The 17104-nt window shown below is 70.8% G+C and carries 15 protein-coding genes; 12 read left to right on the top strand and 3 right to left on the bottom strand.

Annotated features, from left to right (window positions below):
• Window positions 1–61 precede the first annotated feature (61 nt).
• The 4 genes from ETAA1_RS21300 to ETAA1_RS21285 all read left to right on the top strand — a co-directional run bounded on the left by ETAA1_RS21300 (window position 62) and on the right by ETAA1_RS21285 (window position 5591).
• Window positions 62–778 (top strand): ABC transporter ATP-binding protein, encoded by a 717-nt coding sequence (locus ETAA1_RS21300; protein WP_145242059.1) that lies wholly within the window; start codon window positions 62–64, stop codon window positions 776–778.
• A 135-nt stretch (window positions 779–913) separates the two neighbouring features.
• Window positions 914–2341 (top strand): ABC transporter permease, encoded by a 1428-nt coding sequence (locus ETAA1_RS21295; protein ID WP_145242057.1) that lies wholly within the window; start codon window positions 914–916, stop codon window positions 2339–2341.
• A gap of 75 nt (window positions 2342–2416) precedes the next feature.
• A complete protein-coding gene (locus tag ETAA1_RS21290; RefSeq protein WP_145242055.1) occupies window positions 2417–3436 on the top strand; it encodes a WD40 repeat domain-containing protein in 1020 nt (339 codons plus the stop codon).
• 52 nt (window positions 3437–3488) lie between these two features.
• Complete coding sequence (locus ETAA1_RS21285) at window positions 3489–5591, top strand: hypothetical protein (RefSeq protein WP_145242053.1); 2103 nt, start codon at window positions 3489–3491, stop codon at window positions 5589–5591.
• A gap of 25 nt (window positions 5592–5616) precedes the next feature.
• Here the strand turns inward: ETAA1_RS21285 and ETAA1_RS21280 are convergent, their stop codons facing one another.
• From ETAA1_RS21280 to ETAA1_RS21270, 3 genes are all read right to left on the bottom strand, one after another.
• Window positions 5617–6969, bottom strand: coding sequence for a DUF58 domain-containing protein (locus ETAA1_RS21280; RefSeq protein WP_145242051.1), 1353 nt, complete (start codon window positions 6967–6969; stop codon window positions 5617–5619).
• A gap of 66 nt (window positions 6970–7035) precedes the next feature.
• On the bottom strand, window positions 7036–8211 hold the full coding sequence (locus tag ETAA1_RS21275) for an anhydro-N-acetylmuramic acid kinase (protein ID WP_202920311.1): 1176 nt from the start codon (window positions 8209–8211) through the stop codon (window positions 7036–7038).
• 2 nt (window positions 8212–8213) lie between these two features.
• The gene (locus ETAA1_RS21270; RefSeq protein WP_145242047.1) at window positions 8214–8987 is read right to left on the bottom strand and encodes a gamma-glutamyl-gamma-aminobutyrate hydrolase family protein; all 774 of its coding nucleotides are present in this window, start codon (window positions 8985–8987) and stop codon (window positions 8214–8216) included.
• 189 nt (window positions 8988–9176) lie between these two features.
• On the opposite strand from ETAA1_RS21270, the gene ETAA1_RS21265 reads away from it, so the two are divergent.
• The 8 genes from ETAA1_RS21265 (at window position 9177) to ETAA1_RS21230 (ending at window position 16958) form a co-directional block, all read left to right on the top strand.
• Window positions 9177–9920 carry a DedA family protein gene (locus tag ETAA1_RS21265; protein ID WP_145242045.1) on the top strand — a complete coding sequence of 248 codons (744 nt, stop codon included), beginning with the start codon at window positions 9177–9179 and terminating at the stop codon, window positions 9918–9920.
• Between the two features lie 113 nt (window positions 9921–10033).
• Complete coding sequence (locus tag ETAA1_RS21260; protein ID WP_145242043.1) at window positions 10034–11047, top strand: S1C family serine protease; 1014 nt, start codon at window positions 10034–10036, stop codon at window positions 11045–11047.
• A gap of 3 nt (window positions 11048–11050) precedes the next feature.
• Window positions 11051–11797, top strand: a complete 747-nt coding sequence (locus ETAA1_RS21255) for a M90 metallopeptidase family protein (RefSeq protein ID WP_145242041.1) — start codon at window positions 11051–11053, stop codon at window positions 11795–11797.
• 92 nt (window positions 11798–11889) lie between these two features.
• Window positions 11890–12699, top strand: coding sequence for a succinate dehydrogenase cytochrome b subunit (locus ETAA1_RS21250; RefSeq protein WP_145242039.1), 810 nt, complete (start codon window positions 11890–11892; stop codon window positions 12697–12699).
• A 25-nt stretch (window positions 12700–12724) separates the two neighbouring features.
• Window positions 12725–14659 carry a fumarate reductase/succinate dehydrogenase flavoprotein subunit gene (locus tag ETAA1_RS21245; protein WP_145242037.1) on the top strand — a complete coding sequence of 645 codons (1935 nt, stop codon included), beginning with the start codon at window positions 12725–12727 and terminating at the stop codon, window positions 14657–14659.
• An 89-nt stretch (window positions 14660–14748) separates the two neighbouring features.
• On the top strand, window positions 14749–15501 hold the full coding sequence (locus ETAA1_RS21240) for a succinate dehydrogenase/fumarate reductase iron-sulfur subunit (RefSeq protein WP_145242035.1): 753 nt from the start codon (window positions 14749–14751) through the stop codon (window positions 15499–15501).
• 59 nt (window positions 15502–15560) lie between these two features.
• A complete protein-coding gene (locus ETAA1_RS21235; protein ID WP_145242033.1) occupies window positions 15561–16337 on the top strand; it encodes a DUF4058 family protein in 777 nt (258 codons plus the stop codon).
• A 66-nt stretch (window positions 16338–16403) separates the two neighbouring features.
• Window positions 16404–16958: an inorganic diphosphatase gene (locus ETAA1_RS21230; protein WP_145242031.1), complete on the top strand. Its 555-nt coding sequence runs from the start codon at window positions 16404–16406 to the stop codon at window positions 16956–16958.
• Window positions 16959–17104 lie beyond the last annotated feature (146 nt).

Here is a 17104-nt window from a genome sequence, read left to right as displayed (position 1 = left end):
CTCCCTCACGGTTCCTGATTCCGGACTCATCCCTCATCCCTCATCCCTCATCCCTCCCGACATGCCCGCCATCGTCCGCATCGTCGATCTGGTCAAGAACTACTACATGGGGACGCAGACGGTTCACGTCCTCAAGGGGCTGAACCTCACGTTCGACGAGGGCGACTTCATCGCCCTCATGGGGCCGTCCGGGTCCGGCAAGAGCACGCTGCTGAACGTGCTCGGTTGCCTCGACCGGCCGACCAGCGGCAGCTACTTCCTCGGCGACGTGGACGTGGCCCAGATGGCCGACGACCAGCTGAGCGAGGTCCGCAGCACGTACCTGGGGTTCATCTTCCAGTCGTACAACCTGCTGCCGCAGTACACGGTGGTGGAGAACGTCGAGCTGCCGCTGCTGTACCAGGGGATCAAGCTCGACGAGAGCACGAAGGCCCGGTGCACCGCGCTCGCCGAAATGGTCGGGCTCGGCGACCGGCTCGACCACCGGCCGCTGCAGCTGTCCGGCGGGCAGCAGCAGCGGGTGGCGATCGCGCGGAGCCTGGTGAACGACCCGCACCTGATCCTGGGCGACGAGCCGACCGGCAACCTGGACACGAAGACGAGCGTGGAGATCATGCAGATGCTGCGGGCGCTGAACCGCTCGGGCAAGACGATCATCATGGTGACGCACGAGAACGACATCGCCGAGTGGGCCCGCCGGGTGGTGCGGCTCCGGGACGGCATGGTCGAGTCCGACACCCGCAACGACGCCCGCACGATCACCGAGCTGGGGCACTGACGCCCCCCAGCCGACCCAGGGTTTACACCCTGGGCTATTGGCTGCTGCCCCTTCGGGGCTCCGAGCCCGAGCCCCGAAGGGGCGATAGTCAATAGCCCAGGGCGCAAGCCCTGGGTGCGGAGATGAGCCTGCACCATGAACGTCTACCTCACCCTCTCGCCGCGGAACCCCGCCCTGATCGGCCTCGCGGCGCTGCTGCTGCTCGGGGTGTTCGCGTGGCTGTTCGTCACCGGGCGTGTCTTCACCGGCGGCGGGGCGGCGAAGGTCCGCCGCAGCGTGTCGCTCGCCGTCAAGAGCCTGTGGCTCCACAAGCTGCGGTCGTTCCTGTCGGTGCTCGGCATCATCATCGGCACCAGTGCCGTCATCTCGCTGATGGCGTTCGGCGAGGGCTCGATGCAGGACGCGCTCGCCGACATCAAGCGGCAGGGGGCCACGAACATCATCGTCCGCAGCGTCAAGCCGCCGGACGACTCCGCCACCGCCGGCCGGTCGTTCGTGACCACCTACGGCCTCACCAACAAGGACCTCGGCCGGTTCGAGACGTTCGGCGCCGCCATCAGCCGGACGGTGCCGATCCGCGTCCAGCCCACGGAGGCGCGCTACCTGGAGCGGATGAGCATCGCCCGCGTCATCGCCACCGTGCCGGGGTACGCCGACGTCAACCAGCTGGAGATGGCCCGCGGCCGGTTCATCGTCGAGAGCGACGACAAGGAGGTCAAGAACATCTGCGTGCTCGGCTCGGAGATCGCCGACAAGCTGTTCCCGACCGAAGACCCGCTGAACAACTCGGTGCTGCTGCGGTCGATGAAGTTTACCGTGGTCGGGGTGGTGAAGGAGCGGATGCCGACCGGCGGCAGCGGCGGCAGCCAGGCGGCCGAGGAGTACAACAAGGACATTTACGTCCCGCTGAAGACGAGCGTGGCCCGGTTCGGCGGCATCATCTTCACCCGCAGCAGCGGCTCGCGCAGCGCCGAGAAGGTGGAGATCAGCCAGGTGACGCTCACCGTCGACGCCGAGGTGGACAGTGCGGAGGGGCGGCTGAAGGTCCAGGCCGTCGGCGACGAGATCAAGCGGATCCTGGAGAAGGACCACTACAAGCGCGACACCGCCGTGACCGTGCCGCTGGACCGCCTCGAAGAAGCCGAGCGGGCGCAGAAGCGGTTCACGAACCTGCTCGTGCTGATCGCGTCGATCTCGCTGGTGGTCGGCGGCATCGGCATCATGAACATCATGCTGGCGACGGTGACGGAGCGGACCCGCGAGATCGGCATCCGCCGCGCGCTCGGGGCGAAGCGGCGGGACATCACGCTGCAGTTCCTGGTGGAAGCCGTGGTGCAGACCACGGTCGGCGGGCTGTGCGGCGTCATCCTCGGGCTCGGCATGGTGTTCACGGTGCCGGTCGTGTGGAACTGGATCGCGGGGAGCCCGCTGCCGGCCGTGGTCCACGTGCCGAGCATCTTCCTGTCGCTGTTCGTGTCGGTGGGCGTGGGCGTGCTGTTCGGCTGGTACCCGGCCCAGCGGGCGGCCCGGCTCGACCCCATCGAGGCGCTGCGGCACGACTAGAAGTGTGAGTGCGAGTGTTGGTGTGAGTGGAAGCCCGGGGACGGCCGTCCCCGGGCTTTCGGCTTGGAGGGTGGTATGGCACGAATTTCCGACAACAAGCTCCGCCCCGCCTGGGCCGCCGCCGTCCCCGACCACGTCGTCGGGCTGACGTGGAGCCCCGACGGGCGGTTCGTCGCGGCCGCCGCCGTCAGCGGGCCGGTCGTCGTCTTCGACGCGGGCGGCAAGTCGGTGCACCAGTTGCCGGGCCACGGCTTCGGCACGGCCGCGGCGGCGTGGCAGCCGGGCGGTAGCCTTCTCGCCACCGCGGGTCAGGACGGTAAGGTCCGCGTCTGGGACGGCGGCGCCGAGGTGCGGGCGCTCGACGGCGGTGCGGCGTGGGTCGAGCGGCTGGCGTGGCACCCGTCGGGCAACCTCCTCGCCGCCGCGGCCGGCAAGACCGCCCGCGTGTGGGACGCCGCCGGCACGCTCGTGTTTACCTCGCCCGCACAGGCCGGTACCGTCACCGACGTGGGCTGGCGGCCGAACTCGCAACAGCTCGCGGTGCTCGGCTACGGCGCGGCGAACGTGTACGACCTGAGCGGGACGGCCGCCCACATCTTCGCCTGGAAGGGATCGCCGCTGGCCCTGGCGTGGAGCCCCGACGGCAGCGTCCTGGCCCACGGCAACCAGGACGCCACCGTCCACTTCTGGTACGCGGCGACCGGCAAGGATTTGCAGATGTCCGGCTACCCGTCGAAGGTGCGGGAGCTGTCGTGGGACGCGGGCGGCCGCTACCTCGCCACCGGCGGCGGGCCGATGGTGTGCGTGTGGGACTGCGGCGGCCCGAAGGGGCCGGAGGGGACGCAGCCGGCGATGCTCGAAGGGCCGGAGGACACGGTCACGGCGGTGGCGTGGCAGCGCCGCGGCTACCTGCTCGCGGCGACGGCCCGCGACGGCCGGGTGCTGCTGTGGCAGCCGGCGAACAAGAAGGCGCCGAAGGCCGGCGAGTACCGCTTCAAGGGGGCGGAGGCGTCGGCGCTGGCGTGGTCGCCGGACGACAAGGTGCTGGCGGTCGGGGCCGGCTACGGCACGGTGGCGGTGCTGCGGGTGGGATGAGTGTGGGTAATCCCGGCACGCCGCCGGCCCCGGCGGGCGATACAACACCCGGATGCCTCCGAGCGCTGATTCCGACGACTGGTCCGCCCGCGCCACCGCCGCCCTCACCGCCTACGCCGAGCCGCTCCTCCGCGCCGTCGCCGGCCGGCTCGTCCGGCCGCGCACCCAGGTGCCGGTCGAGGAACTGGTCGAGAAGGCGGTCGCCACGCTGCTCAACCCGCCGGTCATCGACCGCCGCGTCAAGGAACTGCCGGCCGCGGCGCGAAAGCTCCTGGCGTTCGTCGGCCGCAGCCGCCAGCCGCGCTGGAAGGTCGGCCACCTCATCGCCCTGCTGTCGTCGCTCGGCCACGTCGAAGGCTTCACGCCGGTGCAGGTCGCACTCGACGCCGGGCTGCTCTTCCCGGAGGTGAGCCCGCACGCGCCGCCCGTCGCCGACTTCGCCGCGTGGCTCGGCAGCGCCGGGAGCATGGCGGCGACGGTGTTCGTGCACCCCGCCGTGGCCGCGCGGGCGCGCGGCGAAGACCTGGAGTTGCCGAACCTGACGACGGCCGAGCCGCCCGTCGGGGTCACGCCGCGGGTCGCGGACGGGCTCGAATGGCCGCTGCGGCTCGCGGCCGTGTGGCAGCAGGTGGCGGCCGGCCCGGTGCGGATGACGCAGGCGAACCTGCTGTTCAAGCGCGACCAGACGCGCCTCCAGGCCGACGAGGTGCTGAGTGCCCCCATCGCCGACGGGCTGGCGCCGGTGCCGGAAGCGGGCGTGCTGGCGCTGTTCTGGGCCGCGACCGCCGGCCTGCTCGACCACGGGGCGGAAGAACTCCGCGCCGCCCCCTTCCCGCCCGAGTGGGACGCCGGGCTGACGCCGGTGCTCGTGCGCCTGGCGGCCGCCTTGCCGCACGTCGAGGCGTGGGACCCGCTCGCCGGGTACGCCCCGACCGAGGACGGGATGAGCGCCACGCCGTCGGCGGGGCTGCTCGCGCTGCTGCTCCTGGCCGGCAGTGAGGACGGCTGGGTGAAGCCGGCCGACCTGGCCTCGTGGCTGTGGGAACACCACCCCTCGTGGGCGGGCACGCTGCCCGCGCCGAAAGACCGCGGCGCGGCGTGGGTCGCGGGTTACCTGCTCGGCGTCAGCTACCCGCTGCGGCTCGTCGAGGCGGCGCCGGCCGAGGGCGGGTACGTGGTGCGGCTGTCGGCGCTCGGCCGGCATCTGTACGCGAACGCCGCCGAGCCGCCCGGACCGCCGGCGTTCCCGCAGACGCTCCTCGTTCAGCCGAACGCCGAGATTCTGGCGTACCGCCAGGGGCTGACCCCGGTCCTGATCGGCACGCTGTCGCGGTTCGCCCGGTGGAAGGGGATCGGCCCCGCCTGCACGCTCGAACTCACCCCCGAGCACACCTACCGCGGCCTCGAATCGGGGCTGACGCTGCCGATGATCCTCCAGGCGCTGGCCCGCCACTCGGCACGGCCGGTGCCGCCGAGCGTCGCCGACCTGCTGCAGCGATGGTCGAACAAGCGAGAGCGGATCACGGTGTACGCCTCGGCCGTGCTCGTCGAGTTCCCCACGCCCGCGGACCTCGACGCGGCCGTGGCGCGCGGCATCGTGTCGGTGAAGCTGACGGACCGCATCGGGCTCACGGCCGACGGCAAGGAGCCGCCGCTGGGGCAACTGCGGCTCATCGCCAACCGCGACTACGAGGGGAAGCCGCAGCGGTGCGTGACCGTCGCCGACGACGGGTTGACGCTGACCGTGGACGCGGCGCAGGCGGATTTGTTGCTCGACGCCGAGATCGGCCGCTACGCCGAGCCGCTGCCGGCGGAGAGCCACACGGCGCGGCGCTTCCAGCTGACGCCGGCGTCGCTGCGGCGCGCGGCCGAGCTGGGGCTGACGCCTGCCGACATCGACGGCTGGTTCCTCGACCGCACCGGCGACGTGCTGAGCGCGGCGGGCCGGCTGTTCCTGACGGGGTCGAAGCTGCCGCCGCCGGCCGCAGCCGTGCAGACGGTGGTGCGGTTCCCGTCGGACGCGATGACGGACGGCGTGATGCAGTGGCCGCGGACGCGGGAGCTGATCGCCGAGCGGCTCGGGCCGACGGCGGTGGTGGTGGACGACGTGGAGGCGCTGCGGCGGGCACTGGCGGAGATCGGCGTCCAAATGTGACAGCGGTCGGCTCGCTGCGACGCGGTTACACCAGCGGAATCTCCACCGAGTAGCTCGCCGGTGCCGCGACCGCGGCGTTCGCCGCCAGCGCTGCCAGCTCCGGCTCGCTGTTGACATAGCGGATGTCGCGCACCGTCTCGGCGAGCAGCCGGCCGTGCGCCTCCAGCCGGGCCGTTTCATCCAACCCCACCAGGAACGCCGACACCGCGAACCCCTGCCGCCGTAGCGTTCCTAGCGCCACGGCCGTCTCGACCGGCACCCGCGGCAGCACGGCCATCACGGTCGCGTCGCGCGGCATTCGCGTCGCCAGCTCCAGCGCCAGACCCGCGAACGACATCCCGTCCGACAGTTCGAGCCGGGCCAGGCCTTCCCGAATCTTCTGGAACTGGTCGAACCCGCGCCGCGTGTCCACGACCACCGGCCGCAGCCGGTCCGACTCCTCCTTCAGCTCGAAGCGGTCACGCGCGCCCTCGCGGCTGGCGTACTCGCTGTCGCCCTTCGCCAGCGACTCCTCGCGGATGCGGTCGGCGGCGTCGCGGCCGTTGCTGGCGAAGCCGACCTGCTGGTTCAGCACCGACACCGCGTAGACCAGGCTGCACGCCACCGTGACGACGAGGTCGGACCGATACGGTTCGCCGCGGCTCGGGAAGCCGGCCGAGTGGAAGTCCACGAGCACGGTCGCGCCGGCGAGGCTCGTGGGCTCGTAGAGGCGTGAGTGGAGCTGGCCGGTGCGGGCGGTGGCGCGCCAGTGGATGCGGCTGAACGGGTCGCCGGGGATGTACGGGCGGACGCCGGCGGTGCGGGTTACGTCCTCGAACAGCCGGTTCTGCAGCCGCACCTCGCCGATCGGCCGCTGCGAGGCGAAGTCGTACTTCGGTAGCAGCACGATCTTGGGGTACACCATGACGTACGCCGGGGTGCCGATCACGCGGTGGCGGCGGTGGAGGCCGAACACGTCGCCAGTTTCCAGCACGGTCGGCCCGAGGGGGTAGTAGCCGCGCAGGCGGAACGTGACGGTGTAGCGGAGCGTCTTCGTCTTCCCGCCGCCGAGCGCGAGTACGCGGACGCGCTTCCCCTTCACGTCGAGTCGGGTGGGGCGGCGGAGCATCCGCTCGGGCAGCAGGTCTTCGACGAGCACCCACAGGATCGGCAGCGCCCCCGTGTTGCGGAGCGTGACGACGACCTCGACGGACTCGTCGACCTCGCGCGGGTCGGTGGGGCACTTGCGGGTGGCGTCGAGGTTTTCGGCCCAGCGGCGGGCGAGGGTGCGGCTGAGGAGGTAGACGCCGAGGAGGACGTACCCGGCGAACGCGACGAGACCCGCTTGCAGCACGAGCGCCAGCACGGTGACGGCGACCGCGACGAGGAGCCAGCGCATCGACGGGTTCCCCGGTGGTGTCTCCGATGGTAGCAGAGACGCCGCCGGCCGGCGACGGTTCCAGGGTTACGCCGCCCGCGAGGCTCGGGGCACGTCGGCAGTCTGGTCCGCAGCCCACGCGAGGAGCCGCGCCCAGTTGCGGCCGTCGCCCGGGGCGAGCTGGCCGACCAAGCGGCCACCCGCGGCGCCGGTCCAGACGGGAAGGTTGCCGGGCACGCCGTCGCACGTCAGCGCCGCGAGTACCGCCGCGGCGGCGGCGTTCCGCGCCAGCGGTGGCAGGCCGGCGTCGTCGGTGCGGCCGACCGTGGTGCCGTCGAACTCGTGCGCGAGCCGCTGCCACAGGAAGCCGTTGCGGACGCCGCCGCCGCTGAGCAGCACGCGGCGCGGGCCGGTCGCCGGCGGCACTTGCGCCGCGGCGGCGCGGGCGACCAGGTGCGTCGCGGAGCAGAGCAGGTCGGGCAGACCCGCCCCGAGTTGGCGGGCGGCGTCGAACGCGGCGAGGAGGAACGACCGGCCGAAGGCGTCGGCGTGGACGGCCTTCGGCGGCTTCCGCGTCAGGTGCGGGTGGTCGAGCCAGCGGGCCAGCAGCTCGTCGCGGAGGCGGCCCTGTACGGCGGTCTTGCCGCCCGGGTCGGTCAGGTCGCGGCCGCGGGTGCCGTGGTAGGCCATCGCGTCGAGCAGCTGGTTCCCCGGCCCGGCCTCGAACGCGGTCACGTCCTTGAGCTTGCCGCCGGCGGGGACGTGGACGACCTGCACGACCGACCCCAGGTGGACCAGCACCCGGTCCTCGGCGTCGGCCTTCAGCAGCAGGAAGTCGGCCGCGGCGGTGATCGGCTGGCCGGCGCCGCCGGCGGCACGGTCGCGGCCGCGGAAGCCGTGGACGACGCTCACGCCCGTCTGCTCCGCGACGCGGTCGGCGACCTCGGCCCAGGGGATCAGGTTGTCGGCGGCGCGGGCGGGCGGCAGTAGCCCGGCCACGAAGGCGTCGCGGGCCGACACGCCGGCCTGAACCAGGACGGTTCGCGTTGCGTGGGCGAGCGTGTCGGCGACGTTGCGGACGAGTTCCGGCGTGGGCGTGGCGCCGGGGCGGAGTTGGTCGCGGGCGGCGGGCGGGAACAGGACGCGCACGGCCTTCGGCACGGCCGGCGTCAGCGCGAGGCCGACGCCGGGACAGCGGACCGCCGCGGCGTCGGCCCCTTCGAGCCCGGAGCCGACGGCGAGACCGACCAGTACGCGGGACACGGTTATGCCGCCACCAGCTCGTCCGCGCTGCGGACGGCGGCCTGCACGAAGCACTCGAAAATCTGGCCGTCGAGCGCGCTGGCGGTGTCGGCCTCGGGGTGCCACTGGACGCCGACGCAGAACCAGGTCGGGTCGGTGCTCTCGATCGCCTCGACGACGCCGTCCGGGGCGCGGGCGGCGACGCGCATCTTCTTGCCGAGCTGGTTCACCGCCTGGTGGTGCTGGCTGTTCACCCGCAGCTCGGGGGCGCCGTAGATCTCGTCGAGCCGGGTGTTCGGCTCGATCAGCACCATGTGCCGGTGCGGGGCGCCGGTCTGGTCGTAGTGCGGCATCGCCCGCGGGTTCTCGGCCGGCAGGTGGAGGTACAGCGTGCCGCCGGCGAACACGTTCAGCTGCTGCATCCCGAGGCCGATGCCGAGCACCGTCGTCTTCCGCTCGAAAATCTTGGCCAGCAGGTAGCGGTCGGCGTCCTCGCGGCGCGCCGCCATCGGCGTGACCGCGGCCGTCGGCGCCTGGCCGTTGCGGCGCGGGTCCATGTCGGCGCCGCCGGTGAGGATGACGCCGCACACCGTGTCCAGCAGGGCGTCGATCTCGGCGAGGTTGTCCTTGCGGAGCGGCGGGATGATGACCGGCAGCGCCCCGGCGGCGATGACCGCGTCGAGGTACGCGGCGTTGAGCTTCAGGTGGGCGGTGCCGTTCTTCGGGTTGAAGAATTCGGCGTTGATGCCGATGAGGGGGCGGGCGGGCGGCGCGGGCGGGTCTTTACGTGCGGCCATTCTCGGCGTCCCTCCGTGAGTCCCCAGCGGCGTCGTGCCGGCGGTGCGGGTGAAACCGGACCGGGGGATTGGGAGTGTAGTGGGTTTGAGCTCGCGCGTGCAAGCCGATTTTTCCGACACCCGGTTCGCCTTCCCGCGCCGCGGCGTGTTCCCGTACCCTAACCGCGTCCCGCCCCGCAGGAAGCCGCCATGGACGAGTTCTTCGCACAGCTCTGGAACCTCATCCTCGTCTTCATCGACCCGCGGAACCTGCCGCACCCGGAGCGCTACGTCGAGGCGCTCAAGGCGCCCGGCGTGATGTGGACGGCGTTCGCCGCGGTGAACCTCATCGTCTTCACCGAGACGGGCCTGCTCATCGGGTTCCTGCTGCCGGGCGACTCGCTCCTGGTCGTCACCGGCATCGTCGCCCGCACCGCCGAGTGGCCGATGCTGCCGCTGACGCTGAGCCTGATTGCGTGCGCCATCATCGGCGACTCGGTCGGCTACTGGATCGGGGCGAAGGCCGGGCCGGCGATCTTCAACCGCCCGTCGAGCCGGTTCTTCAAGCGCGAGCACCTCCTCGCCGCGAAGGCCTACTACGAGCGGCACGGCGGCAAGACGATCATCATCGCCCGGTTCATCCCGATCATCCGGACCTTTGTGCCGGTGGTGGCCGGGGCGGCGAAGATGGAGTACCGCACGTTTCTGACGTTCAACGTCGTCGGCGGCGTCGCCTGGATCACGAGCATGCTGGCGATCGGCTACTTCCTCGACGACGCGTTGAAGCAGGTGTTCGGCCCCGAGTTCATGATCGCCAAGCACGTCGACAAGGTGGTGATCGTGGTGGTGTTCCTGTCGGTCGCGCCGATGCTGCTGAAGGGATACCGCCACTGGCGGGACCGTCGCCGGGTGGCAAACATTGGGGCAGGGAGCCCACCGACTACGATCGCGTGACGCCGGGCCGCAATTGCCTGTCGCACACTGCCGCGCCGGCGGGTTAGCCCCTTGCCCGCACGACCGGGGCGGGGGACAATTCACCTACCCCGCTGCCGTCCGGAACGTCCGCCATGCCCGTCGTCCACTGCCCGACCTGTCGCCAGGCGCTGACCGTCGGCGACGGCCTCGGCGGCACCGTCGTCACCTGCCCCGCCTGTCAGCAGCCGATGACCCTGCCGCCGATGCCGGCCGCACCGGCGGTCGTCGCGCAACCCGACTTCGTCGAATCGTTCGCCGTCCCGTCCCGCCCGCCGCGCCGCGAGTACGAGGCCGACCCCGCCCCGCTCCGCGTGGGTTCCACCAACTGGACGCTCGTCGCCCTCGGCGGCGGGGCCGCCGCTCTGCTTGGCATGGTCGTCGTCGGCGTCGTGGTGTGGGTGCTCGTCGGCCGCACGACCGCGACGCCGAGCACGAAGGACAAGGGGCCGGTCGCGAAGTCCGCACCCGCTCCACAGCCGAAGGGGAAGGTCGAACCGCTCGCCGCCACCACGCCCGGCCGGATGGACGACGCCAACCTCGCGCGGATCAAGAAGGCGACGGTGTACGTCCGGATCCGCACCGCGAAGGGGGTCTCGTCCGGCAGCGGGTTCTTCGTCGAGCCGGGGTTGATCGTCACCAACCACCACGTGATCAACCACCCCGGCCGGCTGGAAGTCGTGACCCAGAGCGGGACCGTGGAGACGCGGACCTACCCGGCCCGCGTGCTGTTCCAGGACGCGACGAAGGACCTGGCGCTCGTCGAGGCCGCGGGCGCGACGACCCCGGGCGTACTCCAGGTGGGTGACACCACGGCCCTCCGCGAGACGCACGAGGTGTACGCGTTCGGGTTCCCGCTCGGGGAGCGGGTCGGGCAGGAGATCACGGTGACGAAAACGACCGTCAGCAGCATCCGCACCGGGGGCGACCGGAAGCGCCGCGAGGTGCAACTGAACGGCGGCCTGGAGCACGGCAACTCCGGCGGCCCCGTCACCGACGTGACCGGCCGGGTGGTCGGCGTCGCCGTCTCGAAGTTCGACAACACGAGCGTCCACTTCGCCATCGCCGCCGAGGAAGTGACGCAGTTCCTCGCCCGCTACGAGCGCTAATCCATGACCCGCCTCCTCGCCACTTTGCTGCTGACGGCCTCCGCCACGGCCGCCGACCCGCTCCCGGTCGCCCCGCCGCCGCGGCCGGTCGTGCCGCTGCCGGCGGCCCACACCACGCACGTGATCGAGGGCTGGAACGTCCGCGTGGACGACCGGCTCAAGCTGCCGGGGAACGACGACCTGCGGCGGACGTCGCTGCGGTTCCTGGAGAACAAGCTGGCCGACATCATCATCGTGATGCCGCCCGACCGGCTGGCGAAGCTGCGAAAGGTGACCATCCAGCTCGACCTCGACTACGGCCAGATCGGCCCGATGCAGTACCACCCGAGCGCCGGCTGGCTGAAGAACAACGGGTACGCCACGAACCTGGCGAAGTGCGTCCACCTGCCGCGGGCCGCCGACCTGGCCACGAAGCGGAACGTCAGCGACATGCCGTGGGTAATCCTGCACGAGCTGGCGCACGCGTACCACGACCAGGTGCTGGGGTTCGACAACCCGCGCGTCCGCGAGGCGTTCGAGGCGTACCGGGCGAGCGGCCGCGGCGAGAAGGCGCTGCTGTACGACGGCCGGCGGGTCAAGCACTACGCCCTGACGAACCCGATGGAGTTCTTTGCGGAGATGACGGAGGCGTACTTCGGAGTGAACGACTTCTTCCCGTTCACGCGGGCCGAACTGAAGGAGAGTGAGCCGGCGATCTACGAGCTGATGGCCGACGTTTGGACGCGGCCGCTGCCGGCGGGCGGCCGCTGATCCGGCCGTTGTCGGTCAGCTTGTGGGACGCGGGCGGGCGGCGCTCCTAGAATGACGTAGCCGTCCCGCCACCCTCACCGCCCGCACACCGCATGGAAACCGCCACCACCGGCGTTCGCCACCCGAAGGGGCCGGCCAAAGACCGCAAGGGGCCGGACGCCAAGGCGTTCACCGCGTCCCTGCTCGATTCCACGGTCGGCGGCAAACTCCTCGTCGCACTCACCGGCACCGCGCTGGTCGGGTTCGTCGTGTTCCACATGATCGGCAACCTGAAGGTGCTTCAGGGGCCGGACGCGATCAACGCCTACGCCTACTTCCTCAAGCACGATCTCGGCGCCCTCATCTGGATCGCCCGCGGCGGGCTTCTCGCCCTGTTCGTGTTGCACCTCGCACTCGCGCTGCGGTTGAAACTTCGGTCCGTCGCGGCCCGGCCGGTGCCGTACCAGGTGTACCGCCCGGCGCAGGCCGGCGTGGCCAGCCGCACGATGGTCTACACCGGCGTCGTGGTCGGGCTGTTCACGCTGTTCCACCTCGCCCACTACACGTTCGGCTGGGTGAAGGGCGTGCAGGTGACCGACGCCACCACCGGCCAGAAGGTGTGGAAGAACTACTTCGACCTTGTGGACGCCAAGGGCCGGCACGACGTGTACGAGATGGTCGTGGCCGGGTTCTCGAACTGGGGCATGATCGCCGTCTACCTCGTCGCCCAGGTTGTGTTGTTCGTCCACCTGCGGCACGGGATCCCGAGCGTGTTCCAGACCCTCGGCCTGAAGAACGCCCGCCTCCGCGGCGGCATCGACATTCTCGGCCTGCTCGTCGCGCTGACGATCCTCGTGGGGAACGTGGCGCTGGTGCTAGCGGTTCAACTCGGGTGGCTGAAGTCACAGTACCCGGCGGGCTGAAGACACGGACTCGGGTGACCCCAAAATGAATCTCGACGCGAAGGTGCCGGGCGGCCCGCTGGCCGAGAAGTGGACGCGGTTCAAGGAGAACCAGCGCCTCATCAACCCGGCCAACAAGCGGAAGTACACCGTCCTCGTGGTCGGCACCGGCCTCGCCGGCGGGGCCGCCGCCGCGACGCTGGCCGAACTCGGGTACAACGTCCGGGCGTTCTGCTACCAGGACTCGCCGCGCCGCGCCCACAGTATCGCCGCCCAGGGCGGCATCAACGCCGCCAAGAACTACCGCAACGACGGCGACTCGGTCCACCGCCTCTTCTACGACACCATCAAGGGCGGCGACTTCCGCAGCCGCGAGGCGAACGTCCACCGGCTCGCCGAGGAGTCGGTGAACATCATCGACCAGTGCGTCGCCCAGGGCGTGCCGTTCGCCCGCGAGTACGGCGGGCTTCTGGACACGCGCAGCTTCGGCGGCGCGCAGTTGCAGCGCACCTTCTACTGCCGCGGGCAGACCGGCCAGCAACTCCTCCTCGGCGCGTACCAGGCGCTCAGCCGGCAGATCGGCCTGGGCACGGTCAAGATGTTCCCCCGCTGCGAGATGATCGACCTCATCGTCGCCGACGGCCGCGCCCGCGGGATCGTCACGCGGCACCTCGAGACCGGCAAGATCGAGTCGTTCACCGCCGACGCCGTGGTGCTGGCGACCGGCGGCTACGGGAACGTGTTCTACCTCAGCACGAACGCCAACGGCTGCAACGTCAGCGCGACGTACCGGGCGCACAAGCGCGGGGCCGCGTTCGCCAACCCGTGCTACACCCAGATCCACCCGACGTGCATCCCCGTCACCGGCGACCACCAGTCGAAGTTGACGCTGATGAGCGAGAGCCTCCGCAACGACGGCCGCATCTGGGTGCCGAAGAACACCAGCGACATCGGCAAGCACCCGGGCCAGATCGCCGAGCCGGACCGCGATTACTTCCTGGAGCGGAAGTACCCGAGCTACGGCAACCTGGCCCCGCGCGACATCGCCAGCCGGGCCGCGAAGGAGGCGTGCGACGCCGGCCGCGGCGTCGGCCCCGGCGGCCGCGGCGTTTACCTCGACTTCGGCGCCGCCATCCAGAAGCAGGGCAAGGACAAGATCGCCGACAAGTACGGCAACCTGTTCGAGATGTACGAGCGGATCACCGCCGAGAGCGGGTACGAGCGGCCGATGCGCATTTACCCCGCCGTCCACTACACGATGGGCGGGCTGTGGGTGAACTACGAACTGATGTCGAACGTGCCCGGCCTGTTCGTCGCCGGCGAGGCCAACTTCTCCGACCACGGGGCGAACCGGCTCGGGGCGAGTGCCCTGATGCAGGGGCTGGCCGACGGCTACTTCGTGCTGCCGTACACGCTGACGCACTGGCTCGCGGGCGAGAAGCCGGGGGCGCTGCCGCTCGACCACCCCGAGGTGCGCCGCACCGAGGCCGAGGCGACGGAGAAGATCAAGAAGCTGCTGGCGATCAAGGGGAAGAAGACGGCGACCGACTTCCACCGCGAGTCGGGGAAGGTGATGTGGGACAATGTGGGGATGGCCCGGACGCGGCAGTCCCTTACGGAGGCGATCGCCCGGATACAGGAACTCCGGGCCGAGTTCTGGGAGAACGTCAACGTCCCCGGCTCGGCCGACGACCTGAACACGGCGCTGGAGCGGGCGAACCGGGTCGCCGACTACCTGGAGTTTGGCGAACTGCTGGCCCGCGACGCGCTGGCCCGCGAGGAGAGCTGCGGCGCCCACTTCCGGCTGGAGTACCAGCAGAAGGACGACAACGGTAAGCCGAACGGCGAGTGCGAACGGGACGACGACCACTTCCAGCACGTCGCGGCGTGGGAGTACGCGGGCCCCGGCAAGGAACCGGCCCGTCACGTCGAGCCGCTGGCGTTCGAGGTCGCGAAGCCGACGAAGCGGAGCTACAAGTAACAGTTCCTCGTTTCGAGTTTCGAGTTCCGAGTTGAGCCGGTCGGGCTCAACGGCTCGAAACTCTGGACTCGAAACTCTGAACTCGAAACATGAAACTGATCCTTCACGTCTGGCGGCAGCAGAACCGGACCGCCCCCGGCCGGATGGTCTCGTACCCGCTCGACGGGGTAAGCCCGGACATGTCGTTCCTGGAGATGCTCGACATCCTCAACGAGCAGCTCATCAAGAAGAACGAGGAACCGGTCGCGTTCGACCAGGACTGCCGCGAAGGCATCTGCGGGTCGTGCGCGCTCATGATCAACGGCCAGGCGCACGGCCCGGAGCGCGCCACGACCGCGTGCCAGCTGCACATGCGCAGCTTCCGCGACGGCGACACCATCACCATCGAGCCGTGGCGGGCGAAGGCGTTCCCGGTGGTCCGCGACCTGTGTACCGACCGGAGCGCGTTCGACCGCATAATCCAGGCCGGCGGGTTCGTGGGGGTGAACACCGGCGGCGCCCCGGACGGCAACTCGCTGCCGGTGGCGAAGGTGCAGCAGGAACTGGCGATGGACGCGGCCGAGTGCATCGGCTGCGGGGCGTGCGTGGCGGCGTGCCCGAACGCGAGCGCGATGTTGTTCACGGCGGCGAAGGTGAGCCACCTGGCGCACCTGCCGCAGGGCCAGGCGGAGCGGCACGACCGGGTGCGGGCGGTGGTGGCGGCGCACGACCGCGAGGGCTTCGGGCACTGCACGAACATCAACGAGTGCGAGGCCGCCTGCCCGAAGGAGATCAGCGTCGAGCACATCGCGCAGCTGAACCGCGACTACGTCGGCAGCACCCTGGCGACGGCGGTGAAGTAGCCGCCTTCGGCGGGTCGCGGCGGCGTGGTACAATCCCGTCGTCCCCCGCGGAGGTCGCCATGCCGTCGCCGTTCCCCGGAATGGACCCGTACCTGGAACACCCGGCCCTGTGGCCGGACGTCCATCACGAACTCATATCGGCGATCCGCGAGCAACTGAATCAGGTCGTGCGCCCGCGGTACATCGCGCGGGTTGAGGAGCGGCTGTACCTCGCCTCCGATTACGACCCGACCGACCCGTTCCAACGTGTGCCTGACGTGACCGTCGGCCTTTCCCGGCCCGATGCCGCGGCGACGACCGCCGCGATCGCGATTGCTGAACCTCTGGTCGTCCGCCAGGCCGAGCCGACGCGGGAAGCCCGGGTCGAGGTCCGCGACGCCCGCACGCACGAGGTGGTGACCGTCATCGAAGTCCTGAGCCATGCGAACAAAACCCCGGGCTCGGCGGGTCGGCGGAGTTTCCTGGAGAAGCGGGACGAGGTACTGGCGTCGCCGGCCCACTGGGTCGAGATCGATCTCCTCCGGGCCGGGGCCGGACACCGCCTCCGGCAGCGCTACCCGCACCACACGTACCTCGTGTATTCGTCCCCGACGGACCTGAGGCCGGACGGCAAGGCGTGGCGGATTCGCCTTCAAGACCCGCTTCCCGTCGTCGGTGTCCCGCTCCGCGAGCCCGACCCGGACGCCCCGCTCGACCTGGGCCGGGCGCTCGTCCTCGCCTACGACCGGGCCGCGTACGACGCAACAGTTGACTACGCCGCCGAGCCCACGCCGCCGCTCCCGCCGGACCTGGCCGCCTGGGCGGACGGACTCCTGCGGGAGAAGAAGCTCCGGTGAGCGGCCCTCGCATCCCCCGGGGCCGACCGTAGACTAGCGGCACGATCCCGGCACCCGAGGCCCCGCATGTTCGCACGCCGCGACTACGTCCGCGACTACATGATGATCCCGCCCGGCACCGGCGAGACCGGCGTCGCCAACATGATCGTCGAGATCCCCCGCGGCCGCCGCACCAAGTTCGAGGTGGACAAGGCCACCGGCATGATCAAGATGGACCGGTACCTGTACTCGTCCACGATGTACCCCGGCGACTACGGGTTCATCCCCCAGACCCTCGCCGAGGACGGCGACCCGTCCGACATCCTGGTCATGGTCAACGAGCCGACGTTCAGCGGGTGCCTCATCGAGGCCCGCATCGTCGGCGTGTTCAAGATGCGCGACAAGGGGCAGAACGACTTCAAGCTGCTGGCCGTGCCGCACAAGGACCCGCTGTTCGGCGACATCCTCGCCCTCGACGACGTGCCGCACCACTTCCTCCGCGAGGTCGAGCACTTCTTCAGCACGTACAAGGTGCTCGAAGGGGTGACGATCGAGCCGCTCGGGTGGGCCAACGCCGAAGAAGGTGCGGTCGAGGTGCGGGCGTCGATCGATCGATTCCGGAAAACTCTCGGCAACTTCTGACGGCCGCGGCCGGCCGACCGGCCGCACCCGCCCCCTTCGCCCCTCCCGTCGTTCCGGTCCGGCCGGCGCCACCCGGCCGGGATTCGCCCCGACTCCGGCCGCTCGGCCGGTTTCCGGTTTGCCCGACAATCGGCCGGGGGCCAAAC

This window comes from Urbifossiella limnaea (assembly GCF_007747215.1).
In the GTDB taxonomy this organism is placed as follows: Bacteria; Planctomycetota; Planctomycetia; order Gemmatales; family Gemmataceae; genus Urbifossiella; species Urbifossiella limnaea.
This window is presented reverse-complemented; position numbering and strand designations above follow the sequence as displayed.

Excerpts from the sequence above, each read along its gene's own strand:
- ETAA1_RS21240 (WP_145242035.1), top strand. The coding sequence starts at position 14,749 with ATGAAACTGATCCTTCACGTCTGGCGGCAGCAGAACCGGACCGCCCCC.
- ETAA1_RS21290 (WP_145242055.1), top strand. The coding sequence starts at position 2,417 with ATGGCACGAATTTCCGACAACAAGCTCCGCCCCGCCTGGGCCGCCGCC.
- ETAA1_RS21280 (WP_145242051.1), bottom strand. The coding sequence starts at position 6,969 with ATGCGCTGGCTCCTCGTCGCGGTCGCCGTCACCGTGCTGGCGCTCGTG.
- ETAA1_RS21250 (WP_145242039.1), top strand. The coding sequence starts at position 11,890 with ATGGAAACCGCCACCACCGGCGTTCGCCACCCGAAGGGGCCGGCCAAA.
- ETAA1_RS21230 (WP_145242031.1), top strand. The coding sequence starts at position 16,404 with ATGTTCGCACGCCGCGACTACGTCCGCGACTACATGATGATCCCGCCC.
- ETAA1_RS21285 (WP_145242053.1), top strand. The coding sequence starts at position 3,489 with ATGCCTCCGAGCGCTGATTCCGACGACTGGTCCGCCCGCGCCACCGCC.
- ETAA1_RS21245 (WP_145242037.1), top strand. The coding sequence starts at position 12,725 with ATGAATCTCGACGCGAAGGTGCCGGGCGGCCCGCTGGCCGAGAAGTGG.
- ETAA1_RS21295 (WP_145242057.1), top strand. The coding sequence starts at position 914 with ATGAACGTCTACCTCACCCTCTCGCCGCGGAACCCCGCCCTGATCGGC.
- ETAA1_RS21265 (WP_145242045.1), top strand. The coding sequence starts at position 9,177 with ATGGACGAGTTCTTCGCACAGCTCTGGAACCTCATCCTCGTCTTCATC.
- ETAA1_RS21235 (WP_145242033.1), top strand. The coding sequence starts at position 15,561 with ATGCCGTCGCCGTTCCCCGGAATGGACCCGTACCTGGAACACCCGGCC.
- ETAA1_RS21255 (WP_145242041.1), top strand. The coding sequence starts at position 11,051 with ATGACCCGCCTCCTCGCCACTTTGCTGCTGACGGCCTCCGCCACGGCC.
- ETAA1_RS21300 (WP_145242059.1), top strand. The coding sequence starts at position 62 with ATGCCCGCCATCGTCCGCATCGTCGATCTGGTCAAGAACTACTACATG.
- ETAA1_RS21270 (WP_145242047.1), bottom strand. The coding sequence starts at position 8,987 with ATGGCCGCACGTAAAGACCCGCCCGCGCCGCCCGCCCGCCCCCTCATC.
- ETAA1_RS21260 (WP_145242043.1), top strand. The coding sequence starts at position 10,034 with ATGCCCGTCGTCCACTGCCCGACCTGTCGCCAGGCGCTGACCGTCGGC.